22 protein-coding genes are annotated in these 24879 nt (G+C 53.3%); 18 read left to right on the top strand and 4 right to left on the bottom strand.

The window, feature by feature from the left end; all coding sequences use genetic code 11:
- Window positions 1–414, bottom strand: a complete 414-nt coding sequence (locus DW088_RS16030) for a very short patch repair endonuclease (protein ID WP_199720410.1) — start codon at window positions 412–414, stop codon at window positions 1–3.
- Window positions 407–781: a helix-turn-helix domain-containing protein gene (locus DW088_RS04850; RefSeq protein WP_118359922.1), complete on the bottom strand. Its 375-nt coding sequence runs from the start codon at window positions 779–781 to the stop codon at window positions 407–409. The genes DW088_RS16030 and DW088_RS04850 overlap by 8 nt, the downstream gene beginning before the upstream one ends.
- Window positions 782–986: 205 nt before the next feature.
- On the opposite strand from DW088_RS04850, the gene DW088_RS04855 reads away from it, so the two are divergent.
- The 6 genes from DW088_RS04855 to DW088_RS04880 all read left to right on the top strand — a co-directional run bounded on the left by DW088_RS04855 (window position 987) and on the right by DW088_RS04880 (window position 7157).
- Window positions 987–3308: a phage/plasmid primase, P4 family gene (locus DW088_RS04855; protein WP_118359924.1), complete on the top strand. Its 2322-nt coding sequence runs from the start codon at window positions 987–989 to the stop codon at window positions 3306–3308.
- 170 nt (window positions 3309–3478) lie between these two features.
- A complete protein-coding gene (locus tag DW088_RS04860) occupies window positions 3479–3784 on the top strand; it encodes a hypothetical protein (protein WP_118359926.1) in 306 nt (101 codons plus the stop codon).
- A 142-nt stretch (window positions 3785–3926) separates the two neighbouring features.
- Window positions 3927–4214 (top strand): hypothetical protein, encoded by a 288-nt coding sequence (locus DW088_RS04865; protein WP_118359928.1) that lies wholly within the window; start codon window positions 3927–3929, stop codon window positions 4212–4214.
- Between the two features lie 14 nt (window positions 4215–4228).
- Complete coding sequence (locus DW088_RS04870) at window positions 4229–5167, top strand: phage major capsid protein (protein WP_158574613.1); 939 nt, start codon at window positions 4229–4231, stop codon at window positions 5165–5167.
- 84 nt (window positions 5168–5251) lie between these two features.
- Window positions 5252–5434 (top strand): hypothetical protein, encoded by a 183-nt coding sequence (locus tag DW088_RS04875; protein ID WP_118359932.1) that lies wholly within the window; start codon window positions 5252–5254, stop codon window positions 5432–5434.
- A 94-nt stretch (window positions 5435–5528) separates the two neighbouring features.
- Window positions 5529–7157, top strand: coding sequence for a recombinase family protein (locus tag DW088_RS04880; RefSeq protein ID WP_118359934.1), 1629 nt, complete (start codon window positions 5529–5531; stop codon window positions 7155–7157).
- 103 nt (window positions 7158–7260) lie between these two features.
- Here the strand turns inward: DW088_RS04880 and DW088_RS04885 are convergent, their stop codons facing one another.
- Entirely contained in the window at window positions 7261–8547 is a 1287-nt protein-coding gene (locus tag DW088_RS04885) for an adenylosuccinate synthase (RefSeq protein ID WP_118359936.1), read from the bottom strand.
- A 222-nt stretch (window positions 8548–8769) separates the two neighbouring features.
- Here DW088_RS04885 and DW088_RS04890 point away from each other — a divergent pair, with 222 nt between their 5' ends.
- The 10 genes from DW088_RS04890 to DW088_RS04935 all read left to right on the top strand — a co-directional run bounded on the left by DW088_RS04890 (window position 8770) and on the right by DW088_RS04935 (window position 22798).
- A complete protein-coding gene (locus DW088_RS04890; RefSeq protein ID WP_118359938.1) occupies window positions 8770–9897 on the top strand; it encodes a cysteine desulfurase family protein in 1128 nt (375 codons plus the stop codon).
- A gap of 40 nt (window positions 9898–9937) precedes the next feature.
- Window positions 9938–10618 (top strand): hypothetical protein, encoded by a 681-nt coding sequence (locus tag DW088_RS04895; RefSeq protein ID WP_118359940.1) that lies wholly within the window; start codon window positions 9938–9940, stop codon window positions 10616–10618.
- Between the two features lies 1 nt (window position 10619).
- Window positions 10620–11006, top strand: a complete 387-nt coding sequence (locus tag DW088_RS04900; protein WP_118359942.1) for a hypothetical protein — start codon at window positions 10620–10622, stop codon at window positions 11004–11006.
- Between the two features lie 23 nt (window positions 11007–11029).
- Window positions 11030–12199, top strand: coding sequence for a tRNA uracil 4-sulfurtransferase ThiI (thiI, locus tag DW088_RS04905; protein ID WP_110435324.1), 1170 nt, complete (start codon window positions 11030–11032; stop codon window positions 12197–12199).
- An 86-nt stretch (window positions 12200–12285) separates the two neighbouring features.
- The gene (locus DW088_RS04910; protein WP_117489678.1) at window positions 12286–13515 is read left to right on the top strand and encodes a competence/damage-inducible protein A; all 1230 of its coding nucleotides are present in this window, start codon (window positions 12286–12288) and stop codon (window positions 13513–13515) included.
- Between the two features lie 243 nt (window positions 13516–13758).
- On the top strand, window positions 13759–15930 hold the full coding sequence (gene glgB, locus DW088_RS04915) for a 1,4-alpha-glucan branching protein GlgB (RefSeq protein ID WP_118359944.1): 2172 nt from the start codon (window positions 13759–13761) through the stop codon (window positions 15928–15930).
- A gap of 96 nt (window positions 15931–16026) precedes the next feature.
- A complete protein-coding gene (locus DW088_RS04920; RefSeq protein ID WP_118359946.1) occupies window positions 16027–17235 on the top strand; it encodes a glucose-1-phosphate adenylyltransferase in 1209 nt (402 codons plus the stop codon).
- A gap of 15 nt (window positions 17236–17250) precedes the next feature.
- Window positions 17251–18378: a glucose-1-phosphate adenylyltransferase subunit GlgD gene (gene glgD, locus DW088_RS04925; RefSeq protein ID WP_118359948.1), complete on the top strand. Its 1128-nt coding sequence runs from the start codon at window positions 17251–17253 to the stop codon at window positions 18376–18378.
- 192 nt (window positions 18379–18570) lie between these two features.
- Complete coding sequence (gene glgA, locus DW088_RS04930) at window positions 18571–20007, top strand: glycogen synthase GlgA (RefSeq protein ID WP_118359950.1); 1437 nt, start codon at window positions 18571–18573, stop codon at window positions 20005–20007.
- 343 nt (window positions 20008–20350) lie between these two features.
- A complete protein-coding gene (locus tag DW088_RS04935; RefSeq protein WP_118359952.1) occupies window positions 20351–22798 on the top strand; it encodes a glycogen/starch/alpha-glucan phosphorylase in 2448 nt (815 codons plus the stop codon).
- 227 nt (window positions 22799–23025) lie between these two features.
- Here the strand turns inward: DW088_RS04935 and spoIID are convergent, their stop codons facing one another.
- Window positions 23026–23985 carry a stage II sporulation protein D gene (gene spoIID, locus DW088_RS04940; protein ID WP_118359954.1) on the bottom strand — a complete coding sequence of 320 codons (960 nt, stop codon included), beginning with the start codon at window positions 23983–23985 and terminating at the stop codon, window positions 23026–23028.
- 156 nt (window positions 23986–24141) lie between these two features.
- Here spoIID and DW088_RS04945 point away from each other — a divergent pair, with 156 nt between their 5' ends.
- Window positions 24142–24384 (top strand): hypothetical protein, encoded by a 243-nt coding sequence (locus tag DW088_RS04945; protein ID WP_118359956.1) that lies wholly within the window; start codon window positions 24142–24144, stop codon window positions 24382–24384.
- Complete coding sequence (locus DW088_RS04950) at window positions 24362–24679, top strand: RNA polymerase sigma factor (RefSeq protein WP_110435333.1); 318 nt, start codon at window positions 24362–24364, stop codon at window positions 24677–24679. The genes DW088_RS04945 and DW088_RS04950 overlap by 23 nt, the downstream gene beginning before the upstream one ends.
- Window positions 24680–24879: the final 200 nt, after the last annotated feature.

Genomic DNA, 24879 nt, shown 5'->3' on the forward strand with positions numbered 1-24879 from the left:
TCATCTCTCCCTAAATGCAGATTCAACGATATCGGCACAAGCAGTCAAGTTTTTCTTAATATCATTACCCCAAAATCTTAGGACAATCCATCCTTCCGATTGCAGGTGTTCGTTGACTTCCACATCGCGCTGCATATTTCTTTCGATTTTAGCAATCCAAAATTCTTGATTGCTCTTGATTTCTTTCTTTTTTTCGGTCCAGTTGTAGCCGTGCCAAAATTCGCTATCAACAAACACTGCGATTTTCTTTCCTATAAATGCAATGTCAGGCTTTCCGAAAATGGACCTCACATTTTTTCTGTAGTGCAAATTGCGAGACCAGAGTTCTCTGCGAAGAAGTAATTCAATTTCAGAATCTTTGTTTTTGACACGTCGCATATTGAAACTGATCTGTTCTTTAGTCTTTTTACTCATCGGGCTTACCAATCCGTTCTGACAGGTCATTCCAGAATGAATCATCAGCCGAAGATGCCTGTGCAGCTCTTATAGCTTTACAAATAGAAGGGTTTTCAAAAAAATAAGATTCAATATCACCAGGTATTGTTTTGCGTGTTTCTGATGACAGGAATCGTAGCTTGTTTTCCTGTTCAGGAGTCAGGGATAATGCAGAAATGATTTTTTCTAACAGTTCTCCTTGCGGAGGAGCGTTTTTCCCTTTTTCAAATTGGCTGACAGTCATCTTGCTCCGATTAATGGCGTTGGCTAATTGCTCTTGAGTCATGGGCGGAGTTTGATTTTTTCTCAATGACCGTAAATATGCACCAAAAGAATGGTCATTCATGTTCTTCACTCCAAAAATAAATATGTAAGTTTACTTACATATTTTAACTCATACAAGATAGAAAGTCAACAAAATAGTTAGAAATGCAAAGCAGAGTAGTCGCAAGACTGCTCTTATTTTTTTGCATTTAGGGGGTTCGATTTACTTCTTGTTTTCGCATATGGACAGAGGGAAAGCCTCTATCACCGAGACAAGGAGGTTAGATATGAACCATGAAAAAATACCACAGCACCTGAAAGACACAGCTGAATGGTGCTGTTGGCAGTATGAGCAGAAGCCCGGAAAGGCAAAGCCGGACAAGATTCCCAAGAACCCTTGCACAGGCGGTAATGCCAGTGTGAACATTCCGAACACCTTCTCGGATTTCGATACCGCTATCAAGGCTGTGGTGAAGTTCGATGGCATTGGTACACGGGCATCAAGGAATCTTGCCCTTATCGACCTTGACCACTGTGTGGAGAACAGCAGCGTTGTTCCCTGGGCGCAGACGGTCATCGACCACTTCCCGGATGCCTATGTGGAAATCAGCCCGAGCAGGACTGGTATCCATATCATCTGCAAGATATCAGATGATTTTGTGTTCGATAAGAAAGCCTTCTATATAAAGAAAGGCAACTACGAACTATACATTGCAGGATACACCAACCGTTTCCTCATGGTTACCGGGGATTGCATCCAAAACGGAAACGCCTCTGTGCAGGACGAAGGTATCCGCTGGTTGATGGAAACACACATGAGGAGAGAACAGTCTGTAACGGATTCTGATATGGATGCCATCCTCACCAGAGACAGTTACCTCTCCGATGCCAGTGTTCTGGAAAAAGCCATGAATGCCAAAAACGGGCAGAAGTTACGCACCTTGTGGAACGGAGATATTTCCGGCTATCCGAGTCAGAGCGAAGCTGACATTGCGCTGGTATCTATTCTGGCATTCTATTGCAACGGCAATGCCCAGCAGATAGACCGCATCTACCGCACATGGGTACTCGCCAGAAAAAAATGGGACGAGTGCCACGGCGCCGAAACCTATGGCATGATGACCATCCGCAGAGCGGTCAGCGGTATGAAGGAGTTCTATGCTCCCATTATCAAGACGGATGCTGCGGAGAACTTTGATGATGCCATGCACCGTCTGGAGGAACTGAACCCTATGGACACGGGCGCATATCCTTGGTCGGACATCGGTACCGGAAAGCTGCTTGCAGATTTCTACGAATCTGTTATCCGCTATGTGCCGAAACGCAAGTCTTGGTTTTACTACGAGGAAGGCATTTGGCAGCAGGATGTAGGCGGACTGAAAGCCATGAAATACTGTATGGAACTGGCAAATCTCCTCCATATGTACGCTTTAAAGATTACTGATGAACATACCCGCAAAGGCTATATGGAGTATGCCAAACGCTGGCAAAGGCATCCGAACCGGGTGAATATTCTCAAAGATGCCCAGGTATACCATCCTATTGACCCAATGGAATTCGATTCCGATATCCATGTGTTCAACTGCAGCAACTGCACCTTGCACTTGGACACACGCTCCTATACGGAACATCGCAGTGAAGACAAGCTGACGAAAATCTCGCCTGTGGTCTATGACCCGGATGTCTACTGTGAGCGTTGGGAGAAATTCATCGATGAGATTATGAGCGGTGATAAGGAGAAAGCAAAATTCATGCAGAAGCTGTTCGGTTATGGTCTTACCGGGGATACCCACTATGAGTGCCTTACCATCCTCTATGGTGCCAGTACCCGTAATGGGAAAAGCACTCTGTGCGAGGCGGTGTTGAAAGTCCTCGGCGGATACGGATGTACTACACGCCCGGAGACGCTTGCCATGAAACCGACCGTTGATTCCTCACAGCCATCGGAGGATATCGCAAGGCTTGCCGGAGTGCGTTTCGTAACAGTATCCGAACCGGGAAAGGGGCTGGTGCTGAACGCAGCACAGTTGAAAACTTTGACAGGCAACGACCTAATCAATGCCAGATATCTCCACGAAAACAGCTTTGACTTCCGCAGCACCCATAAGTTCTATGTGAACACGAACTATCTGCCGACCATCACGGATATGACCGTATTCGCCAGCGGACGCTTGTACATCATTCCGTTTGACCGACACTTCGATGAAGGCGAACAGGATAAAGGATTGAAGCAGTACTTTTCCAAGCCGGAGGTGCAGAGCGCTATCTTCAACTGGTTATTGGAAGGCTATGACCTCCTGCAGAAGGAAGGTTTGACACCGCCACCATCCGTAAGAGTAGCAACGGCACAGTACCGACATGACAGTGACAAGATTGCTCTGTTCTTTGAGGACTGCATGGAATCCGGGGATGCTTATGAGGTGCGTACCTCCGAGGTCTACTACCGCTATAAGCGTTGGTGCGAGGAAAACGGTCACTACGCAGAAAACATGAAAAACTTCAAGCAGAGCATCGCACCCATAGCCACAGCGGTTCGCAAACGTCCCAAAGGGGACGGCGAAAAGACCACAGTCATCACAGGTTACCGTTTGATTTCGGAATTCTTATAACGGGGCATTGTGGCAAGTATATAGGGTTATTTCTCATATAGAGAAAAAATATAGAAATACCCTAATAATACTGCCACATATGCCCCCTGTGAAGGGGGTGATGCCTATGGGCTGTGGTAACTGATGCGAAGATTGAGAACCGTGGACATCCACGGAGAAAAGAGAAAACCATGAGCAAGCACAATATCGACCTTGGTTTTGTAGAAGAGACTGACTACAGTGGCGGCAAGTACCGTCCGTTCGATGGCCTCGGTAACAGCCGAGGGATGCCCGTGATGGTCATGTGCAGCGAAGAGGCAGACCCTCCACGCTGGCAGCTCATTACCGGGAATGCATACTCGGTACACTTTCTGTCTTATGCAGACATGGAACGGTACATCATAGATAACGGACTCACCGCATGGTCGCAGGAGCATGAACGCAAGTCGGGTATCCGCCTGTCTGCGACCAATATCAGCAAACCCTTCATCTTCTGAAGGAGGGGCGGTAAAAATCTCCGGGACCTTGTTCCCTGGGGAACGGCGCGAGGGTCACACGCACAAAAACACCTTTTCAAATGGGGTATAACCCCCTAACCATTTTTAAGCACAATTTCAAGACCATAAGGAGGAAAAAACTATGGTATATCTTTACAAACTCACACCTTCCAAGAAAGGCAGTGACTACATGATTCCCGTTAATACCACTTATACCGAGGAGTACGCAAACAGCATCTGTGATTTTTATCTTATCGATGAGAGAAACAATAGCTACCGTCTGCATTCCGGCAAGCCGAAGCGTCTGTCAGACTGTCTGCCTCTGAGCATCAAATGCCCTAAGTGCAACGGAAACCTCACTCCCATTGATGGACCTATCAATTCCAATATTCTGATTCTGTACGAATGCAGACACTGCAAGAAAAACTAAGGAGGATTCATGTTATGAGTAATTTCAGAGAAAGCATGATTATGACCGGGCAGCTGGAATACGAAAAGCACTTTTGGAATGCCATGCGTGGTGATAACGCCGCATATGACAAATTGGATATGGGACGTATGGCAAATATCGGAACTTATCTGCTCCCTACCGCTACATCCAAGAAATGTATGGCAGAACTGGAAAAGGAAAGCATCTTCAGACAGATTGCCACCACCATCCACGCTTATGGCACGGACTATAAGCTGATGGGGACGGATACCAAGGATGTGGCTACATGGGTGCCTGAAGGCGGTGAAATCCCCATGTATGATAGCATGGAAGATTTCACCAAGTATAATGTGGGCTTCTACAAGGCTGTCGCATTCGTAAAACTGGATGAGGATTTTATCGATGACGCTGCCTTTGATATGGAGAACTACTTGGTGAAGCGTTTTGCCAAGAATCTCGGTAGGATTGAAGATTGGGCATTCGTCAACGGCACAGGTGTCCAAATGCCCACAGGTATTCTGGCGGACAAAGGTGGTGGTGAAACCGGTGTAAGCACTGCGAATGTGACATTCGATGATATCCACAGTCTGTACTTCTCCGTTAAGTCCGAGTATCGCAAGAACGGTTGCTGGCTTATGAATGATGATACGGCTCTGTACCTTCGTTCCCTCAAAGATGAGCATGGCAATTATCTGTGGCGTGGAGATGCCGATTCTCTCCTCGGCAAGCCTGTCCACATCTGCAACGATATGCCTTCCATTGGCAAAGGTGCCAAGGCAGTAGCCTTCGGTGATTTCAGCTACTACCATGTCATCAGTCGCAAGCCTCTGTCCGCAAGAGCCATCACAGAGGTATTCACTGTATATGACCAGATCGGCTATCTGGCCGTTGAGTATCTGGACGGCAAACTCATCCGCCCGGAAGCCATTAAGGTCATGAAAGTAACGGCATAAACAAACTTATCTAAAATCTTGCTCTATCAGCCTGTGGGGTGGACTTTCTCCGCCTCATGGGCACCCATGAAAGGATGTGGACACATGATTATCAATAAAGAAACCCCTTGTGTGTCCGAACTGATGCTTGGAGGCACTCTGTACATCGCAGAAGCCATAGCCGGCGAAAAGGCAAAGGAAGACGCCTATTCCAAGGTGAAACGACTCATTATGGCGCACATGAATGACCGCGAAAAGTTATCAGAAAAGACACAAATATCAGCATAAAATGACTCGACTTTTGCCGAATAGTACGGGAATATGTAATTGCCCCAAATGGGCACTTTCCGTACGAAGGCTGTCGGAAAGGAGAAAACAAAAAATGAATAGACAGCCTTATGATGCAGCCCCTGAAAAAATCACCGCCCTTTATTGCAGATTGAGCCGTGATGATGAACTCCAGGGTGACAGCAACAGTATCAAAAACCAAAAGTTAATATTACAGAAATATGCTGATGATAACGGTTTCAAGAACACATCCTTTTTCGTAGATGACGGGTACAGCGGTACGACCTTCGACCGCCTGGACTTCCAACGGCTGATGGCAGAAGTGGATGCCGGACGGGTCGGCACTATCATTGTGAAAGATATGAGCCGATTGGGCAGAGACTACCTCAAAGTAGGTTTCTACACAGAAGTCACCTTCCCAGATGCGGATGTTCGCTTTATTGCAATCAACAACGGCGTGGACAGCGCCAATCAGCAAGGCAGTGATTTCACACCCTTCATTAATCTCTTTAACGAATTCTATGCCAAGGATACTTCAAAAAAGATTCGGGCTGTGTTCAAAGCAAAGGGAATGTCGGGTAAGCCACTCGCCACAATACCGCCCTTCGGATACAAAAAAGACCCGGATGATAAATATCACTGGGTGGTTGATGCCGAGGCTGCGGAAGTAGTAAAGAAGATATTTCACCTGTGTGTTGCGGGCTACGGTCCTACACAGATTGCGAAAAAGTTGACTTCTGAGGGAATTTTGAATCCTGCGGCATATTGCCACAAAAACGGTCTTCCGACATCCGCCAAGATGCCGGAGGAAGAGTGTTTCTGGCAAACAAGAACAATTTCTGATATTTTGGAGCAGCCTGCCTATCTTGGACACACTGTCAACTTCAAAACACAGAAGAAATCCTACAAGAGCAAGAAAAAGGTTAAGAATGATCCTTCGGAATGGGCGGTCTTTGAGAACACCCATGAGGCAATCATTGACCAAGAAACTTTCGACACGGTGCAGCGAATCCGAGACGGCAAACGTCGTATCACCCCTATGGGAGAGATGCCCGTTCTATCCGGCATGGTGTTCTGTGCAGACTGCGGAGCGAAGCTTTACCAGGTCCGTGGGCATAATCTTCCACAGAAGGAATACATGGTGTGTGCTACATACCGAAAGAAAGGCAAAAATGTGTGTACCTCCCATCTGATTCAGAATGAAGACCTTGAGAAGCTGATTCTCCTGCACATTCGGGGTATGATGAAGTTCGCTGCGGAACACGAAGATGAATTTCTGGCTATGGTCACAAAAGCCAAGACCAAGGCTGTCGAGAAGGAAATCCGGGACAGCCAAAAAGAATACGAACAGGCATCGGCACGTATTTCAAAACTGGATATACTGATTCAACGGATTTATGAGGACAATGTGGAAGGTAAGATTTCTGATGAGCGTTTTATGAAAATGTCCGAAACCTATGAGGCTGAACAGAAACAGTTGACCGCCAGGGTGGCCGAACTGAATCAGATTATCAGCACAGCAAAGGAAAGTACCGCCAATGCAGATAGTTTCCTCAAGCTGGTCAGAAGGTATACGGATATCCGGGAACTTACCCCAGAAATTATCAGAGCCTTTGTCGAAAAGGTCTATGTCCATCAAACCGAAAAGATCAACGGCGTAAAAACAAGAAGAATCTGCATTGTGTTCAACTACATCGGAGAATGCGAACTTCCGATGGCATAAAAATACGGCATAGCCGAACAAATCGACTATGCCGATATTTTTCCAAGGAATAAAATCCCTTAATGAGACACCCATTCGGAAGCCTGTTTTTTATCGTTTGCGCTTACTTTTTGATCGTCATAACCTGATCACGAGCAGGACCTACGCCAAGCATGGTAATCGGGCACTCGATGATGCGCTCCAGCTCCTTAATGTAGGACTGCACGGTTGCCGGCAGTTCCTCGAAGGAACGGCAGTTGGTGATATCCTCGGTAAAGCCGTCGAACTCCTCGTAAACCGGCTCACAGTCTACCAAATCCATGAAGTTTGCCGGGAACTCGGTAACGGTCTCGCCGTTCTTCAGCTTGTATGCAACACAAACCTTGAGCTTCGGCAGGCCGCGCAGCGGGTCGATCTTGTTGATGACAACGTCGGTCAGACCGTTTACACGAACCGCATAGCGTGCAACGACTGCGTCGAACCAGCCGGTACGGCGCGGACGGCCGGTAACGGTACCGAACTCGCCGCCTGCATTGCGGATATAGTCACCGGTTTCATCGAACAGCTCGGTCGGGAACGGACCCTCGCCCACACGGGTGGTGTAGGACTTGAAGATACCCATAATCTCGTTGATGGCAGTCGGGCCTACACCGGAACCGATGCAGCAGCCGCCTGCTACCGGATGAGACGAGGTAACATACGGATAGGTGCCCATGTCGAGGTCGAGCAGCGTGCCCTGTGCACCCTCGAACAGCACTTCCTTGCCGGACTTGATAGCATCATAGGTCATAACGGTGGTGTCGCGCACCATCGGACGCAGACGGTCTGCGTAAACCTTGTACTCTGCGATAACAGCGTCCGCGTCGATCGGCTCGCCGCCGTAAACGCCGGTGATCACGCGGTTCTTGCGGGCACAGGTCTCGCGGATAACCTCCTCGAAACGCTCTGCGTCTACAAAATCGTGCATGCGGATGCCGCTGCGCTCGGACTTGTCCATATAGGTCGGGCCGATGCCCTTCTTGGTGGTGCCGATTGCGGTACCTTCCTTGGCCTTCTCCGCCTCGCTGAGCGCATCCAGCTCAAGATGCCACGGCATGATGCAGTGGCAGCGTGCGTCGATGAACAGCTTGTCGGTGGAAACGCCCTTCTCGTGCAGGCCGTCGATCTCGCCGAGGACAGCCTTCGGATTGACAACAACACCCGGGCCGATGACGTTGACGCACTCCGGATACAGGATGCCGGACGGAATCAGCTGCAGCTTGTACTTCTCACCGCCGGCTACAACGGTGTGACCGGCATTGTTGCCGCCCTGGCTGCGGACAACCAGATCCGCCTTGCCTGCGAAAATATCAATAAACTTACCCTTGCCTTCGTCGCCCCACTGGGCGCCGAGAATTACCTTACCTGGCATAGGATTTCCTCCCTTTCTATCTGCAACGTGCTCTTGTCACGCAGTATACTTATAATAGGTAACAGCCATACCCTTAAAATTATAGCATACCCTTTTCTACTTTTCAATGCCGTTTTGCACGTTTTTGTCTTGTAAAAGACGGCCCGCCGTTGTAAAATATTTTATAATAGCGGGAAGTATGGCCGCACGGCGGTCTGTCCCGATGAAGGAGTTCGTTTTTCTATGCATTATCTTGATAACGCGGCGACGACCCGCGTGCTGCCCGAAGCAGCCGAAGCGGCCGTTCACGCGATGTGCGAGGAGTTCGGCAATCCGTCCAGCCTGCACCGCATGGGTCTGGAGGCCTCGCATCTGCTTGAGGACAGCCGCAGGACGGTCGCGTCTGCGCTCGGCTGTCTGCCCGAGGAAGTATATTTCACCGCCTGCGGCACGGAGAGCACCAACATCAGCCTGCGCGGTACCGCTCACCTCAACCGACATAAAAAGGGCCGTATCATCACGACCGAGATCGAGCACGCGGCAACCGTCAACACCGCAAAGCAGCTTGCTACGGACGGCTTCGACGTAGTTTTCCTTGCACCGGACGCAACCGGTCACATCACGCCCGAGGTGCTGAGCGAAGCACTGACCGAGGACACCATTCTTCTCTCCTGCCAGCTGGTCAACAACGAGATCGGCACGGTACAGCCGGTCGAACAGCTCGGAAAGCTGCTCAAGGCCAAGGCACCCAAGGCGCTGTTCCATATTGATGCAGTACAGGGTCTTTGCCGTGTACGCCTGACGCCGAAAAAATGGAACTGCGACCTGATGAGCGTTTCCGGCCACAAGATCGGCGCACCCAAGGGCATCGGTGCGCTGTATGTGAAAAAGGGCCTGCGCCTGCCTCCGCTGACGTTCGGCGGCGGTCAGGAGCGCGGCATGCGCCCGGGTACCGAGGCCGTGCCGAATATTGCCGCATTTGCCAAGGCGTGCGAGATTCGCATGGCGCATTTCGACGAGGATTACGCCCATGTGCAGGCGCTGGCCGACTACCTCAAGCAGCAGGTGGCCGCCGAGCTGCCGGATGCTGTAATTAACGGCGAAGGCGATATTCCGCACGTTGTCAATCTTTCCATGCCCGGCTGCAAGAGCGAGGTCATGCTGCATGTACTCGAGGGGGACGAGGTTTACATTTCCAGCGGCTCAGCCTGCTCCAAGGGCAAGCAGAGCGGTGTGCTCAAGGCACTCGGTCTGCCGAAGGCGCGCACGGACAGCGCGCTGCGCGTGTCGTTTGCACCGTTCAACACAAAGGAAGATGTGAATGCGTTTGTTGCTGCGGTCAAAAAGGGCGCGAAAATGTTCCGCAGATAAGCTAATTCGTAATTAGGAATTATTGCGAGGAGGTAGGGTTATGAGAAAAGTGGTTATAAACACGTTGATTTGTCTGGTATGTACAGCGATAATCTTCTATCTGCACTTTGCCGTATATGATGGAATGCTGCTGCAGGAGCCGTTCTTTACCGGTTCCATATGTGCGGTATGTATCGTATTTGCTCTTCGTTCCAACATTGACGACCAGACCTATACAACACAGTGGAACTACCCGACAGCCTTTCTGCGGATACGGCTGTATCAGCTCTTATGGTGTACGATTGCAGTCAGCATACCGGTTATTCTCATCACCGAACCGTACCACTTTGAATACTGGTTTGCACTGACCTGTATTGTGGTTATTGCTCTCATCTCTAAGCTGCATCTGAAAACCGTTCCTGCCGTACCTGTTACGGTTATGGTGACCATGCTGGTTACGATGGGGGTCTTTCTGCTGGCTGTTCGTCCAATCAGCGCATCCAATGCGGAAAAGCTGGTCAAACAAGCAGGCTACACCGATCTATACCGCTTCAAAATAGAGTTTAGCGGCACATTTTGGACTACCCTTCCGGATGACACCGGCATCGGCTGCACCATGCCCGAGGAGAAAGACCCGCTCGGGTATTACGGCTTCCGTGCATACAAGGACAGCGAAAAATACTGCGTGGTCGTTTCGGCGGCACGCGGACAGATTGAAGTACAGGAAAAACAAGGAGAATAACATGGAATACAAAACCATCACCAAACCGGACGGCTCGGAGCAGCAGCTCGCCGTATATGACGGCAAATGCCGCTTCTGGATGGAGGGCCTTTACGACAGCCTGCCGGACACTGCCGAAAAGCGTGCGGAGGAATGCAGTCTGCCGGTCAAGATTGACCGCCGGGAGGACGGCACGGTCAGCGTCGGCACGCAGTCGCTCGTACCGTGGGAAACCGATTACGGCAAGCTGGAAATCATGGCGGACGTTTACTTAAACTATCTGGCACAGGTGTTCAACCTGCCGGATGATGACTATGTAAAAACCAAGCTGGAGTTCGGCTCGGACAGCGCCGACCGCGACAGCCTGATGACCGCTGAGGAGAAGGACATCATCAGCGCAAACAAATAAATTTACCATCAAGGAGACAATAAATGAAAGAAGTATTACTGCTCAAGTGCGGTGAGATCGTCCTCAAGGGACTCAACCGCAAAACCTTTGAGGATCGTCTGCTGAAAAACCTCAAGCGCCGCATGGCGCACGTTGCAGACTGCGAGATCACCATGCGCCAGTCGGTCGTTTATGTGGAGATTCCGGACGATGCGGACGCAGATGCGGTTATGGAGTGCGCAAGCCGCGTATTCGGCTTTGCCACCATCTCCCGTGCAGCGGTCTGCCCGGAAAAGACGCTCGAAAGCGTCATTGCGACCGCAAAGGACTACCTGGCGCCCAATTTTGCGGCGGCTAAGACCTTTAAGGTCGAGTCCAAGCGCGGTGACAAGAAATTCCCGATGACCTCCACCGAAATCAGCCAGCACGTCGGCGGCGAGCTTGCTGATCTGTTCCCGGATGTTCGTCCGGACATGCACCATCCCGACCTGACCGTGCACGTTGAAATGCGCGAAAAATACGCCTTCGTTCACGCCGGTCCGGTTCCGGGTGCAGGCGGCATGCCGATCGGCTCGAACGGCCGTGCAGCGCTGCTGCTCTCCGGCGGCATCGACTCCCCTGTTGCCGGCTGGATGATGGCCAAGCGCGGTCTGGAACTGTGTGGCATCCACTTTTTCAGCTATCCGTATACGTCCGAGCGCGCTAAGGAGAAGGTGCTTGAGCTGGGTCGCAAGCTGACCGCATGGTGCGGCCGCATGAGCGTTATGGTCGTGCCGTTCACCCACATTCAGGAGGAGATCCGCGACAAGTGCCACGAGGAGCTGTTCACGCTCATCATGCGCCGCTTTATGATGCGCATTGCCGAGCGCGTAGCTGTTGAGTACGGCTGCGGCGCACTCATCACCGGTGAGTCGCTCGGTCAGGTTGCCAGCCAGACCATGCCCGCCATGGCCGTTACCGGCGCGGTGTGCGACCTGCCGGTGTTCCGTCCCTGCATCGGCATGGATAAGGAGGAAATTGTGACGATTGCCCGTAAGATCGACACCTTTGAGACCTCTATCCTGCCCTACGAGGACTGCTGCACCGTATTCACCCCGAAGCACCCGAATACCAAGCCGAAGATGCCGAAAATCCTCGAGGCGGAGAGCCACCTCGACGTTGAAGCACTCGTGGACGAGGCGGTTAAGGGTGTGGAGATTATTCATCTGCCGTAAACACAGGTATTCGCTATGCCGCAGGGCGGGGACACCCCGCCCTGCAATATAACCTCTATCACGTTTTTCCAAAGGAGGAAAATCCATTGAACGCAGAACTTATCGCAGTCGGCACAGAGATCCTGCTGGGCGACATCGTAAACACCGATGCACAGCTCATCTCGCAGGGTCTGTCCGAGCTGGGCATCAATGTATTCTACCAGACCGTTGTCGGTGACAATCCGGCGCGTCTCGAGCGCGTAGTCCGTGAGGCAAAGGACCGTGCTGACATCATCATCACCACCGGCGGCCTTGGCCCAACCCTTGACGATCTGACCAAGGAGACGCTGGCAACCGTTTTCGGCAAAAAGATGGTACTGCATCAGCCGTCCATGGACCGTCTGACCGACTTTTTCAAGACCATTGGCCGCGAAATGACCAAGAACAACGAAAAGCAGGCATGGCTGCCCGAGGGCTGCACCGTATTCACCAATCTGTGGGGCACGGCGCCCGGCTGTGCATTTGAAGCCGACGGCAAGCACGTTCTCATGCTGCCCGGTCCTCCGCGCGAATGCAACCCGATGTGGAAGGAATGTGCAATGCCATATCTGTACAAGCTGGCAGGCGGCTGCATCGTATCCCGCAACATCCGCGTATTTGGTCTCGGTGAGAGCAACATGGAGAATATCCTGCATGACATGATGGAAAAAAGCGCAAACCCGACCATCGCGCCGTATGCCCGCACCTCGGAGTGCTTCGCGCGCGTTACCGCTAAGGCGGACACCCCAGCAGAATGCGAGAAGATGCTCGATCCGGTCGTTGACGAAATCCTGAAGCTGCTCGGCGACGATGTTTACGGCGTAGATGTTGACTCTCTCGAGCAGGTAGTCGGCGACGGCCTGCGCGAGCGCAAGCTGACCCTTGCGGTAGCCGAAAGCTGCACCGGCGGTCTGCTGTCCAAGCGTCTGACCGACATCCCGGGCGCGTCCGATTACTACCTCGGTGGTGTGTGCTCGTACAGCAACAGTGTCAAGATGAAAGTGCTCGGCGTGAAGAAGGAGACCCTCGACACGGTCGGCGCGGTATCTCCCGAAACCGCAGAGCAGATGGCTGTCGGCGTTGCAAATGCGCTCGGCTCGGACATCGGCGTAGGCATCACCGGCATTGCCGGCCCGGGCGGCGGCACCGAGGACAAGCCGACCGGTCTGGTCTATATCAGCGTTTGGTACGACGGCAAGTTCTTTACCCGCAAAATGCAGTCCTCGCTCGGCCGCGACCGCGTGCGCATGCAGGCTGCTTCTACCGCGCTTGATCTCATCCGCCGCCATATTTTCTGAACAAATTTATATCGAATTGTACGTTATTTTGTCATTTCCGCTCAAATGATGTGGAAAGCAAACAAAATTTCTGTAAAGAAAGTCCAGTAATTGTGCTAAATTGCTGGACTTTTCTATTTATGTGATGTATACTATATCTAACTAAAGTGAGGGTATTCCGCCAAAATTCTGTCGAAGTACACAAACTGTTGGAAAATATTCTTATTTTCCTCCATTTGGCGGCTGTAAAGGGAGAGATGCTGTATGAAGAAAAAATCCGCAGCACCCGCCGCTGAAAAGCGAAGCGAGCTTTTCTATTCCGGCCGGGATTGTCGCGCATTCGATTACATGGGAGCCCACCCTTTCGTGCAGGATGGTGAACAGGGTTATCTGTTCCGCGTTTATGCACCGGAGGCCGAAAAGGTTTCTGTCATGGGTGAGTTCAACGACTGGAACCGCAACGCCGATTATATGACGCGTGATGAACAGGGTATCTGGGAGAAATTTATTCCGAATATTCCGGAATATGCCGCGTACAAGTATAGTGTATGGGCTAAGTCCGGCGATGTGTTTGACAAGTCCGACCCGTACGGCTTCCATTTTGAGACCCGTCCGGGCAACGCCACCAAGGCGTATGACCTCGACGGCTACGAATGGGGCGACGCCTCGTGGCTGGACTGGCGTAAAAAGCACCTGCCGTATTCCAATCCGGTCAACATCTACGAATGCCACCTCGGCTCGTGGAAGATGCACGAGGACGGCAACTTCTACTCCTACCGCCAGCTGGCGGACGAGCTTGTGCCGTATGTCAAGGAAATGGGCTACACCCACATCGAGTTTATGCCGCTGACCGAGTATCCGTTCGACGGCTCGTGGGGCTATCAGGTAATCGGCTACTTTGCCGCCACAAGCCGCTATGGCACGCCGAAGGATCTGATGTACCTGATCGACAAAGCTCATCAGGCCGGTCTGGGCGTTATCATGGACTGGGTTCCGGCGCACTTCCCGAAGGACGGCTGCGGACTGGTCGAGTTTGACGGCTCGCACCTGTACGAATACGCCGATCCGCTCAAGATGGAGCACAAGGAATGGGGCACGCGCGTATTCGACTACGGCAAGGTCTCCACGAGAAACCTGCTGTTCTCCTCCGCGATGTTCTGGATCGAGAAATTCCACATGGACGGCCTGCGCGTGGACGCGGTCGCTTCCATGCTGTATCTGGATTACAACCGTCAGGGCGAATGGCGGCCGAACGTTCACGGCGGACGCGAAAATCTGGAGGCCGTTGACTTCCTGCGGCTGCTCAACGAGTACATTTTGACCGACCATCCGGACGTTATGATGATCGCCGAGGAGTCCACCGCATGGCCTATGGTGACCAAGCCGGGTTACGACGGCGGTCTGGGCTTCAACTTCAAGTGGAACATGGGCTGGATGAACGACATGCTGTGCTACTGCTCGGCGGACCCGTTCTTCCGCAAGGACATGCACGACAAGATCACCTTCTCGTTCATGTACGCCTTTTCCGAAAACTACATCCTGCCGCTCTCGCACGATGAGGTCGTGCACGGCAAGTGCTCGCTCATCAGCAAGATGCCGCCTCCGTACGAGAATCAGTTCGGCGGTCTGCGTGCGCTGTACGGCTACATGGCCGCACACCCGGGCAAGAAGATGCTGTTCATGGGCGGCGAGTTTGCACAATTCTCCGAATGGGCGTACCAGCGCGGACTGGACTGGATGCTGCTGGATTATCCGGCGCACCGCCAGATGCAGGCGTACGTCAAGGCGCTCAATCACTTCTACCTTGCTACTCCGCAGCTGTGGGAGCAGGATACCGACTGGCGCGGCTTTGAGTGGATCAGCCATGAGGACAATCGCAACAACATCATCGCCTTCCGCCGTGTGGCGAAGGACGGCTCGGATATCGTGGTCGTTGTCAACTTCTCTCCGGAGGAGCAGCAGGAATACCGCATCGGCGTTCCGATCACCGGCACTTATGAAGAGATATTCACCTCGGACAAGACCGAGTTCGGCGGCAGCGGCATGGCAAACGGCAAGCTCAAGACCGAAAACAAGCCCATGCACGGTCAGGAACAGTCCATTGTTCTGAAGATTCCGCGCTTCGGCGTACTGTTCTTCAAGGGCAAGGCAAGAGCCAAGCGCCGCACCAAGGCAGAGATCGAGGCCGCAAAAGCCGCGGCTGCCAAGAAACCGGTAAAGCGCACCCGCTCGACTAAGGCAGTTGCGAAATCCGGCACCAAGGCCGTAGCCCGCACAACCGAGAAGGCCGTTGCCAAGACCGGCTCCAAATCCGTTGCAAAGACCACTGAAAAGGCGGTGGCACGCACCGGCACCAAGGCAGTTGCGAAAACCACCGAAAAGGCGGTTTCCGTACCGACAGACAAGGCAGTAACCGCAACCGGCGGTTCTAAATAAGCAAGCGCAAGTTTGCTGCAAAAGAGATACACAGAGGGGATACGCCAGACGGCGTATAGATCGCAGCGATGCAAACTGTGAAAAAGGAGAATTTACATGTATCGGAAAAAAGAATGCGTAGCCATGCTGCTCGCAGGCGGCCGCGGCAGCCGTTTGTATGTGCTGACCAAAAAGGTCGCTAAGCCTGCCGTACCGTTCGGCGGTAAGTACCGTATTATCGACTTCCCGCTTTCCAACTGCGTCAACTCCGGCATTGATACTGTTGGCGTGCTGACCCAGTACGAGCCGCATGTACTCAACGCTTACATCGGTTCCGGCCAGACGTGGGACCTCGACCGCCTGCGCGGCGGCGTCTATGTTCTGCCGCCGTACGAGAGCAAAAAGACCGAGTGGTACAAGGGCACCGCAAACGCCATCTACCAGAACATTCAGTTCCTGGAGGATTACGATCCCGAGTACGTCCTCATTCTCTCGGGCGACCACATCTACAAGATGGACTACAACAAGATGCTCCAGCAGCACAAGGAGACCGGCGCTGACGCGACCATCGCGGTGCTGGACGTTCCGCTTTCCGAGGCTTCCCGTTTCGGTATCATGAACTGCAAGCCGGACGGCACCATTTACGAATTCGAGGAGAAGCCGAAGGAGCCGAAGTCCACGCTGGCTTCCATGGGCATCTACATCTTCACCTGGAAGAAGCTGAAGGAATACCTCATCAATGACGAGGCCAACGAGCAGTCCTCCAACGACTTCGGCAAGGACATTATTCCGGCGATGCTGAATAACGGCGAAAAGCTGGTTTCCTACCGCTTCAAGGGCTACTGGAAGGACGTAGGCACCATCGAGAGCCTGTGGGAAGCAAACATGGATCTGCTCTCTCCGAACTCCGGCCTGCAGCTTTCCGATGACAGTTGGAAGATCTACGGCCGCACCACCGGTTCGCCTCCGCATTTCACCTCCAAGCAGGCTAAGGTTACCCATACCCTGCTTTCCGAGGGCTGTGAGATCTACGGCGACGTTTCCGAGTCCGTCCTGTTCTCGGATGTTAAGATCGGCAAGGGTGCCAAGGTGGAATATTCCATCCTGATGCCGGGTGCCGTGGTTGAGGAAGGCGCGACCGTGCGCTACTCCATCGTAGCCGAAAAGGCCGTTATCGCCAAGGGCGCGGAAGTCGGCGGCAGTCCGTCCGACGGCAACACAGACAACTGGGGCGTTGCGGTAGTAGCCGAAGGCGTTCGCATCGGCAGCGGCGCAAAGCTGGCCGCTAAGGAAATGGCAGACAAGGATCTGCCGGACGTAAAGTAAGGGGGCGGCACAAACATGAACAGCGTTTTAGGCATGATCATTGCATTTGATACCGACAGCGATCTCCGTGAGATCACCGAGCACCGCACCGTCGGTGCGGTACAGTGGGGCGGTCGGTATCGCATTATCGACTTTATGCTTTCCAATATGGTAAACAGCGGCATTTACCGCGTGGGCGTACTGATGAAGGACAAGTACCAGTCCCTTATCGACCACATCGGCAACGCCAAGGACTGGGATCTTTCCCGTAAGAACGGCGGCGTAACCATGCTGCCGCCGTATTCCTACTCCAAGAAGGCGTCTCCGCTGGTAACCGGCGAGTACCGCGGCAAGATCGACGCACTGGCCGGTGCGGTTGACTTCCTGCAGAAGAACCGTGCAGACTATGTAGTCGTAGCGGACGGCGACATTGTTGCCAATGTACCGCTCGACGACGTTATCGACCGCCACATCAAGTCCGGCGCAGACCTGACCATGGTATGCACCAAGAAGCAGAAGGATTCCCCATTTACCACCTATGTGGAGCTGAACCGCAAGAAGGAAGCCGTTGACATCCGCGTTGGAGACTGCAACGAGGGCAAGTGCAAGCATGCGGCACTCGGCATTTACGTCATGAGCCGCCAGTACCTTATCCACATGCTGTCCGACTGCGTAACCCATAACTGCATCCACTTCGAGCGCGAGTTCCTCACCCGTGCATTGATGGACGGCACGGTAGCCGGCTACCTGTTCAACGAGTACGCCGTCAAGGTCGAGGACACCTTCGACTACTACCGCTCCAACATGGACATGCTCGACAAGGATGTCCGCAACGAGGTATTCAAGCGCACCCGTCCGATCCTGACCCGCATCAAGGACGAGGCTCCGACCTACTACGGCGATGAAGCCGACGTAGAGGACTGCCTCATCGCCGACGGCTGCCGCATCGAGGGCAAGGTAAAGAACTCCGTCCTGTTCCGCGACGTTGTGATTGAAAAGGGCGCCGAGGTCAATAACTGCATCATCATGGAAAGCGGACGCATTCTGACCGAGGCTTCGCTCCGTCATGTCATCACTGACCGCAATGTTATTATCCGTAATGGCCGCACCATGATGGGACACGAAAATTATCCGATCACCATCGCAAAAAACGCAACCGTTTGATCCTTTTCTGTTAAATCCGCATAAACTTCTGTTTAGAAGTTGCTATCACAGCAAAAACGCATTTTCCGCAGCGCAAATGTTCGTGAAATATTGCTATATTACATTCAGACAGAAACGAGTATAATAAAATTACAACGGGTGCGGAAACGGTCAGCGCTGTTTCCGCACTCTCTGTTGGGGAGGCTCGGCTTTATGAAAATCATGTATGTTACCAGCGAATGCGCTCCGTTCATCAAAACCGGCGGATTGGGCGATGTAGCAGGTTCGCTCCCGCAGGCACTCGCTGCCAAGGGACACGACGTGCGTGTATTCTGCCCGCTGTATTCTGCGATCGACCAGAGTATGCGCGAAAAGTTCTATTACATCAAAAACGCTTACGTCCGTCTGGGCTGGCGCAACCAGTACTGCGGTATCTTCCGCTATGAGGCGGACGGCGTTACCTATTATTTCATCGACAACGAGTATTACTTCGCACGCGGCCAGATCTACGGCGAGTACGACGACGCAGAGCGCTTCGCGTACTACTCCAAGGCGGTACTCGAGGTACTGCCCGATCTGGACTGGAAGCCGGATGTGATCAACTGCAACGACTGGCAGACTGCCCTCGTTCCGGTTTATTACAACCTGATGTTCGCTTCCCGTCCGTTCTACGAGAATATCAAGACCGTGTTCACCATCCACAACATCCAGTATCAGGGCCGCTATGGCCGTGAGATCCTGGAGTATGTGCTCGGTATTGACGACGCACACTTCCGCTCCGGCTTTATGGCGATGGACGGCGACGTCAACCTGATGAAGGCTGCTATCGTGGCTTCCACGGCTGTCACCACGGTTTCGCCGACCTATGCCAACGAAATTCAGACCGAATACTACGGCTACCGTCTGGATTCCGTGCTGCGCATGAACAGCTACAAGCTGCACGGCATCCTGAACGGCATCAACATGGATGCCTTCAATCCGGAAACCGACAGCAAGATCTTCAAGAACTACGGCCCGAACAACCCGCAGGATAAGCTGGTCAACAAGACCGAGCTTTTGAAGCTCTGCGGCCTTGAGGGCGATGCAAACACGCCTGTCATCGGCATCGTTACCCGCTTTGTTGACCAGAAGGGCCTCGACCTTGTGGAAGCAGTCCTGCCGGATATTCTGGCGGATGATATTCGTCTGATCGTGCTCGGCACCGGCGACTACCGCTATGAGCAGATGTTCATCGAGGCCAAGCGCCGCTGGCCGGATAAGGTTTCCGCGTCCATCATGTTCTCCGGCGATCTGGCAAACCGCATTTACGCAGGCGCCGATATGTTCCTGATGCCGTCCAAGTTCGAGCCGTGCGGCCTGGCACAGATGATCGCACTGCGCTACGGCACTATTCCGATCGTCCGCGAGACCGGCGGCCTCAAGGACACCGTTCACGCCTTTGTCGATTATGCCGGCACGGGCAACGGCTTCACCTTTGCAAGCTACAACGCGCACGACATGCTGCACGTTATCCGCGAGGCCTGCGGCGTATTCCGCTTTAACAAGCCTGCGTGGAGCAAGCTGATTATGCAGGGTATGCAGAGCGACTTCAGCTGGGGCAGCTCTGCCGATAAATATATCGAGGTTTACAAGACCGCGATGGGTCAGTAACCGACCTGTCAGCCCGACCCGTCACCCGATTTGAGGGAATACGGTGACGGTAACCGGTGATTCCGTAATTTTCATCCCATTGAAATCTACGGCACCCTTAGAGGTGCTGACGAGTAATGCGGCAGCCGCATCGCTCAGCAGTACCTCCAAGGCAGTCCCGCGCGGTTCAGCGGCGAGGGATTGTCGAGCAAATTTTGCGTCCTGACGAGGCGCGGGTTTGCAGCAATACTTTGTGTATTGCAAAAAGCCGCAACGAAATCAGGGCACAAAATTTCCGACAAGCACCGCCGATGCAACCGCGTGGGACTGCCTACCAAAATTATGTGAGGAGATAAGAAAGACCATGCCAAAGACCCAGTACACAAAGACCGCTTTGAAAGAAGCCATTGCAGGTAAACTGCAGCGACATTTTGCCTGCGAGGTAGAGGACGCTACCAAGGATCAGGTATACGAGGCTTGTGCCCTCGTAGTGCGCGATGCACTGACCGAGCACATGATCGAGACCCAGAATGAGGTAGAGCGCGACGGAGAGCGTCAGGTGCATTACCTGTGCATGGAATTTCTTGTTGGCCGCAGCCTGCGCAACAACGCCTACAACCTCGGTATGCTGGACGCTCTGACCGCAGCCCTGAAGGACATGGGCTTCGAGATGGCGGACATCTTCGAGGAGGAAGCTGATCCCGGTCTGGGCAACGGCGGTCTTGGCCGTCTGGCTGCCTGCTACATGGACGGCATGGCGACCGACGGCGTACGCGGCACCGGCTACTCCATCCGCTACGAGCACGGCATTTTCAAGCAGAAGATCGTAGAAGGCCAGCAGGTCGAGCTGCCGGATTCCTGGCTGTCTACCGGCGAGGTTTGGCAGATTCCGGCAATGGATGAGACCCGCGAGGTCAAGATCGGCGGCACGGTTGACACCTACTTCGATGATAACGGCAAGCTGATCGTCAACTACCACGATTACACGCCGGTTCTGGCAGTTCCGTATGATATGCCGATCTCCGGCTACGGCACCAACAACATCGCGCGTCTGCGCCTGTGGAAGGCACAGAGCCCGATCGCACTGGACATGAAGCTGTTCTCCTCCGGTGAGTATCTGAAGGCACTGGAGAAGCACGCACTGGCGGAGACTATCTCCATGGTCCTCTATCCGGAGGATAACCACCGCGAGGGTCAGTCCCTGCGCCTCAAGCAGCAGTACTTCCTGGTTTCCGCAACCCTGCAGGACATCTGTGCAAAGCACAAGGCCAAGTACGGCACGCTCGAAAACTTCGCGCACAAGCACGTCCTGCATATCAACGATACCCATCCGACCCTGGTTATTCCGGAGCTGATGCGCATCCTGATGGACGAAAACGACATGAGCTGGGAGCAGGCCTGGAACATCACCAGCCAGTCTGTTGCTTACACCAACCACACCGTTATGCCTGAGGCCCTCGAGTGCTGGCCGGTATCGCTCGTTCAGGAGCTGATGCCGCGTGTTATGCAGATCATCTACGAAATCAACGAGCGCTTCTGCAAGGAGCTGTGGAACTACTTCCCGAACGACTTCCAGAAGATCTCCAAGCTGGCTATCGTTGCCGACGATACCGTCCGCATGGCGCATCTGGCTATCGCAGGCTCGTTCTCCATCAACGGCGTATCCGCGCTGCACTCCGAGATCCTCAAGGAGCGTGTATTCACCGATTTCTACAAGATTTACTCCTCCAAGTTCTGCAACGTCACCAACGGCATTGCACACCGCCGCTGGCTGTGTGAGGCCAACCCGGAGCTGGCTGAGCTGATTGAGAGCAAGATCGGCACCGGCTACCGCACCCATCCGTCCGAGCTGCAGGTTCTGAACAACTATGCGGACGACAAGGAGCTGCTCAACAAGCTGGGCGAGATCAAGCGCCACAACAAGCAGCGTCTGGCGGACTATATCAAGGAGCACAACGGCATCGAAGTCAACATGGACTCCATCTTCGACGTACAGGTTAAGCGTCTGCACGAGTACAAGCGCCAGATGCTGAACATTCTGCACATTATCAGCCTGTACCACAAGCTGAAGGACAATCCGGATATGGATTTCGTTCCGCGCACCTTTATCTTCGGCTCCAAGGCCGCACCGGGCTACGCAGTTGCGAAAAAGACCATCCAGCTGATCAACTCCATCTCCAAGATGATCGACAACGATCCGGCAGTACGCGACAAGCTGAAGGTCGTATTCCTCGAGGACTACAAGGTATCGCTGGCTGAGATCATCATGCCGGCTGCCGAGGTTTCCGAGCAGATTTCCATCGCCGGCAAGGAAGCGTCCGGTACCGGCAACATGAAGTTCATGATGAACGGTGCTCTGACCATCGGCACGATGGACGGCGCAAACGTCGAGATCTGCGAGGCAGTCGGCAAGGAGAACATCTTCATCTTCGGTATGGAGACGCCCGAGGCTGAGGCACTGGCCGCTTCCGGCAGCTATGAGCCGATGGTCATCTACCAGAACGATCCGGTGATCCGCCGCGTGCTCGATCAGATGATCCACGGCTTCGGTGACGGCGTGGACTACACCGATATTGCCAACCTGCTGCTGCACGGCGGCAACGGCGGTCCGGCTGACCGCTATATGAGCCTGAAGGACTTCGCATCCTACGCAGCCGCTCAGGAGCGCGTAAGCGAGGTTTACCGCGATCAGGATCAGTGGAACCGCATGGCGCTGATCAACATTGCAAACTCCGGCCGCTTCGCAGCGGACCGCTCGATCGCTGAGTATGCACAGAATATCTGGAGAGTTAAGACCAACTTCGCATTCTAAGGCTTCGCCTTCGATAGAAAGGACGTAACCGTCCTTTCTATCGAGAAACACCCTTGCCAGACAAGCCTGTAAGGGCTATTGCAGAGAAATCCCCCGAAAACTTCCCGGTTTTCGGGGGATTTCTCTGTTTGTTAAAAAGTCAGGTACATGTCCTGACTTTTTTGTCGCGCTGCGCGCTCCATTTTATATGCGAACATAGTTCGCAATCTTCCCATTTTCCATTCTCTTCACTCTCCACTCTCCAATCTCAACTCTGTATTCGGGTAGTAATGCGCAAGTATCTCGGTATAATCATATCCCTGCTCCGCCATATATTTCGCACCGTACTGCGACAGACCAACACCGTGTCCGTATCCGATGGTGTGAAACGTAATACTGTCCTCGGTGGTTGTGATGGTAAAATTCGTGGACTGCAGGCCAAACAGCGCCCGCACTGCGGTTCCCTCGACGGTCACGCCGCCGAGCTTCACGGTTTTCACGCCGCCAGCCGCCGAGCGCACCGAGGACGCAAACCAGCGGTCGGGCTTGCCGCTCACATCCGCTTTGGGCAGAGTCTGCGCGACCTTTTCGCGGAACGCATCCGCCGTTAGTGTCACCGCGCTCTCGTATCCGGCGTACTGCGTGCCGCCCGGACTGACCACGCTCTGCAGATACGGAATATCCTCGCCCCAGACATCGGCGGCAGACTCGGTCTTCGGACCGCTGACGCAGTGGAACACAGCCGCAATCGGTGCACCGTCGCAGGTCAGGATCTGCCCTGCCGTGTCCTTGACCGCCTTGCGTATCCGCGAATAGCCGACACTGAACGTCTTGACCGCGTCCGGCTGGTATGCCGCACAATGGCTGTAATCGTCGCAGACGTCCGCATCCGGATGCTCTGCCGGCCGTCCTCTCGACTGCTTATACACCGCGTATGTCCGCGCTGCGACCGCCTGTGCGCGGATGGCTTCAACCGGAAAATCGTCCGCAATCTCTGCCGCCGTCACGCCTTCCACATAGGTCTCCAGCGGCATTTCCTGCGCCTTGCCGTTCACCAGAACCGTGATGTCCGAACCGCCTGTCGCTGCCGCTGTGACGCTTTCTGAGGGTGTCTGCGGCTCTGTCTTGTCCGTTTCCGCTGGGTAAAATATCGGCAGCAAATACAGCACCAGCACCAGCCCGACACCGGTCAGCAGCAGTCTGTGCATGGTATCTCCTCCTTCCCTCTCTACCACAATGTATGATGCGAATTTTAGGAATATAACACAAAATATAGTTTTTCATTGACAACTCATACTTTATGTTGTATTATAAGGGACATAAAGAATCGAACATTTGTTCGTATATCGTAAGGAGGGGCCGCCATGAAATTGTGTGAGATGGCGCAGGAATACCGTGTAAATGTCGCTCTGCTGGAGCTGCGTATCAAGCAGCTTCAGGCGGCACAGAAGCGTACGCGTCAGCCGGAGGTGCGCTACCGGCTCAAACAGCGCGCAAAATTCCTGCAGACGCTGATCAACGAGAGCCGTCAGACCGTATTCCTGATGGAGCACTACCACGACCACAGCGAAGAAGGTGACGCGCATGCGGACTGTCGCGCTGTCTGAGCACACAGCGACACGGCTGGCCTACCGGCAGTATCTCGGTCTGCTCGCGGAGGACGACCGCGGCTTCCGGCAGGCATTCCGCACGGCCTTCTTCCGGGCCATGCGCGAGCAGCTGACACCGCGGCAGTACGAGGTGCTGTGGATGATCGAGGTGGAGGGATTATCCTGCAAACAGTGCGCTGAACGGCTTGGGATCAGTCCATCGGCGGTATCGCGGCACTGTTCCCGCGGCAAAAAGCGGCTGCGGACGCTGCTTGCGTACAATCTGGAGCTGAGACACCAGTATTTTTCTTAGCTGCAAGCGAAAACCGGCACATACAGAGGTTTCTCTCCTTATGTGCCGGTTTTGTTTGTTTGATTGCCAAATTGAGATCGAACACTTGCGAAGCAAACGGAATCCTGCCTGCAAGGCGCGATTATTCTTCAGTTTTCGATCGAAAGCGTGGTTTTTATCGAGAGGCGGCTCGGAAAACGTTCGTTTTTCGACAGCTTCAA

The organism is Butyricicoccus sp. AM05-1 (assembly GCF_003474415.1).
Classification (GTDB): domain Bacteria; phylum Bacillota; class Clostridia; order Oscillospirales; family Butyricicoccaceae; genus Agathobaculum; species Agathobaculum butyriciproducens.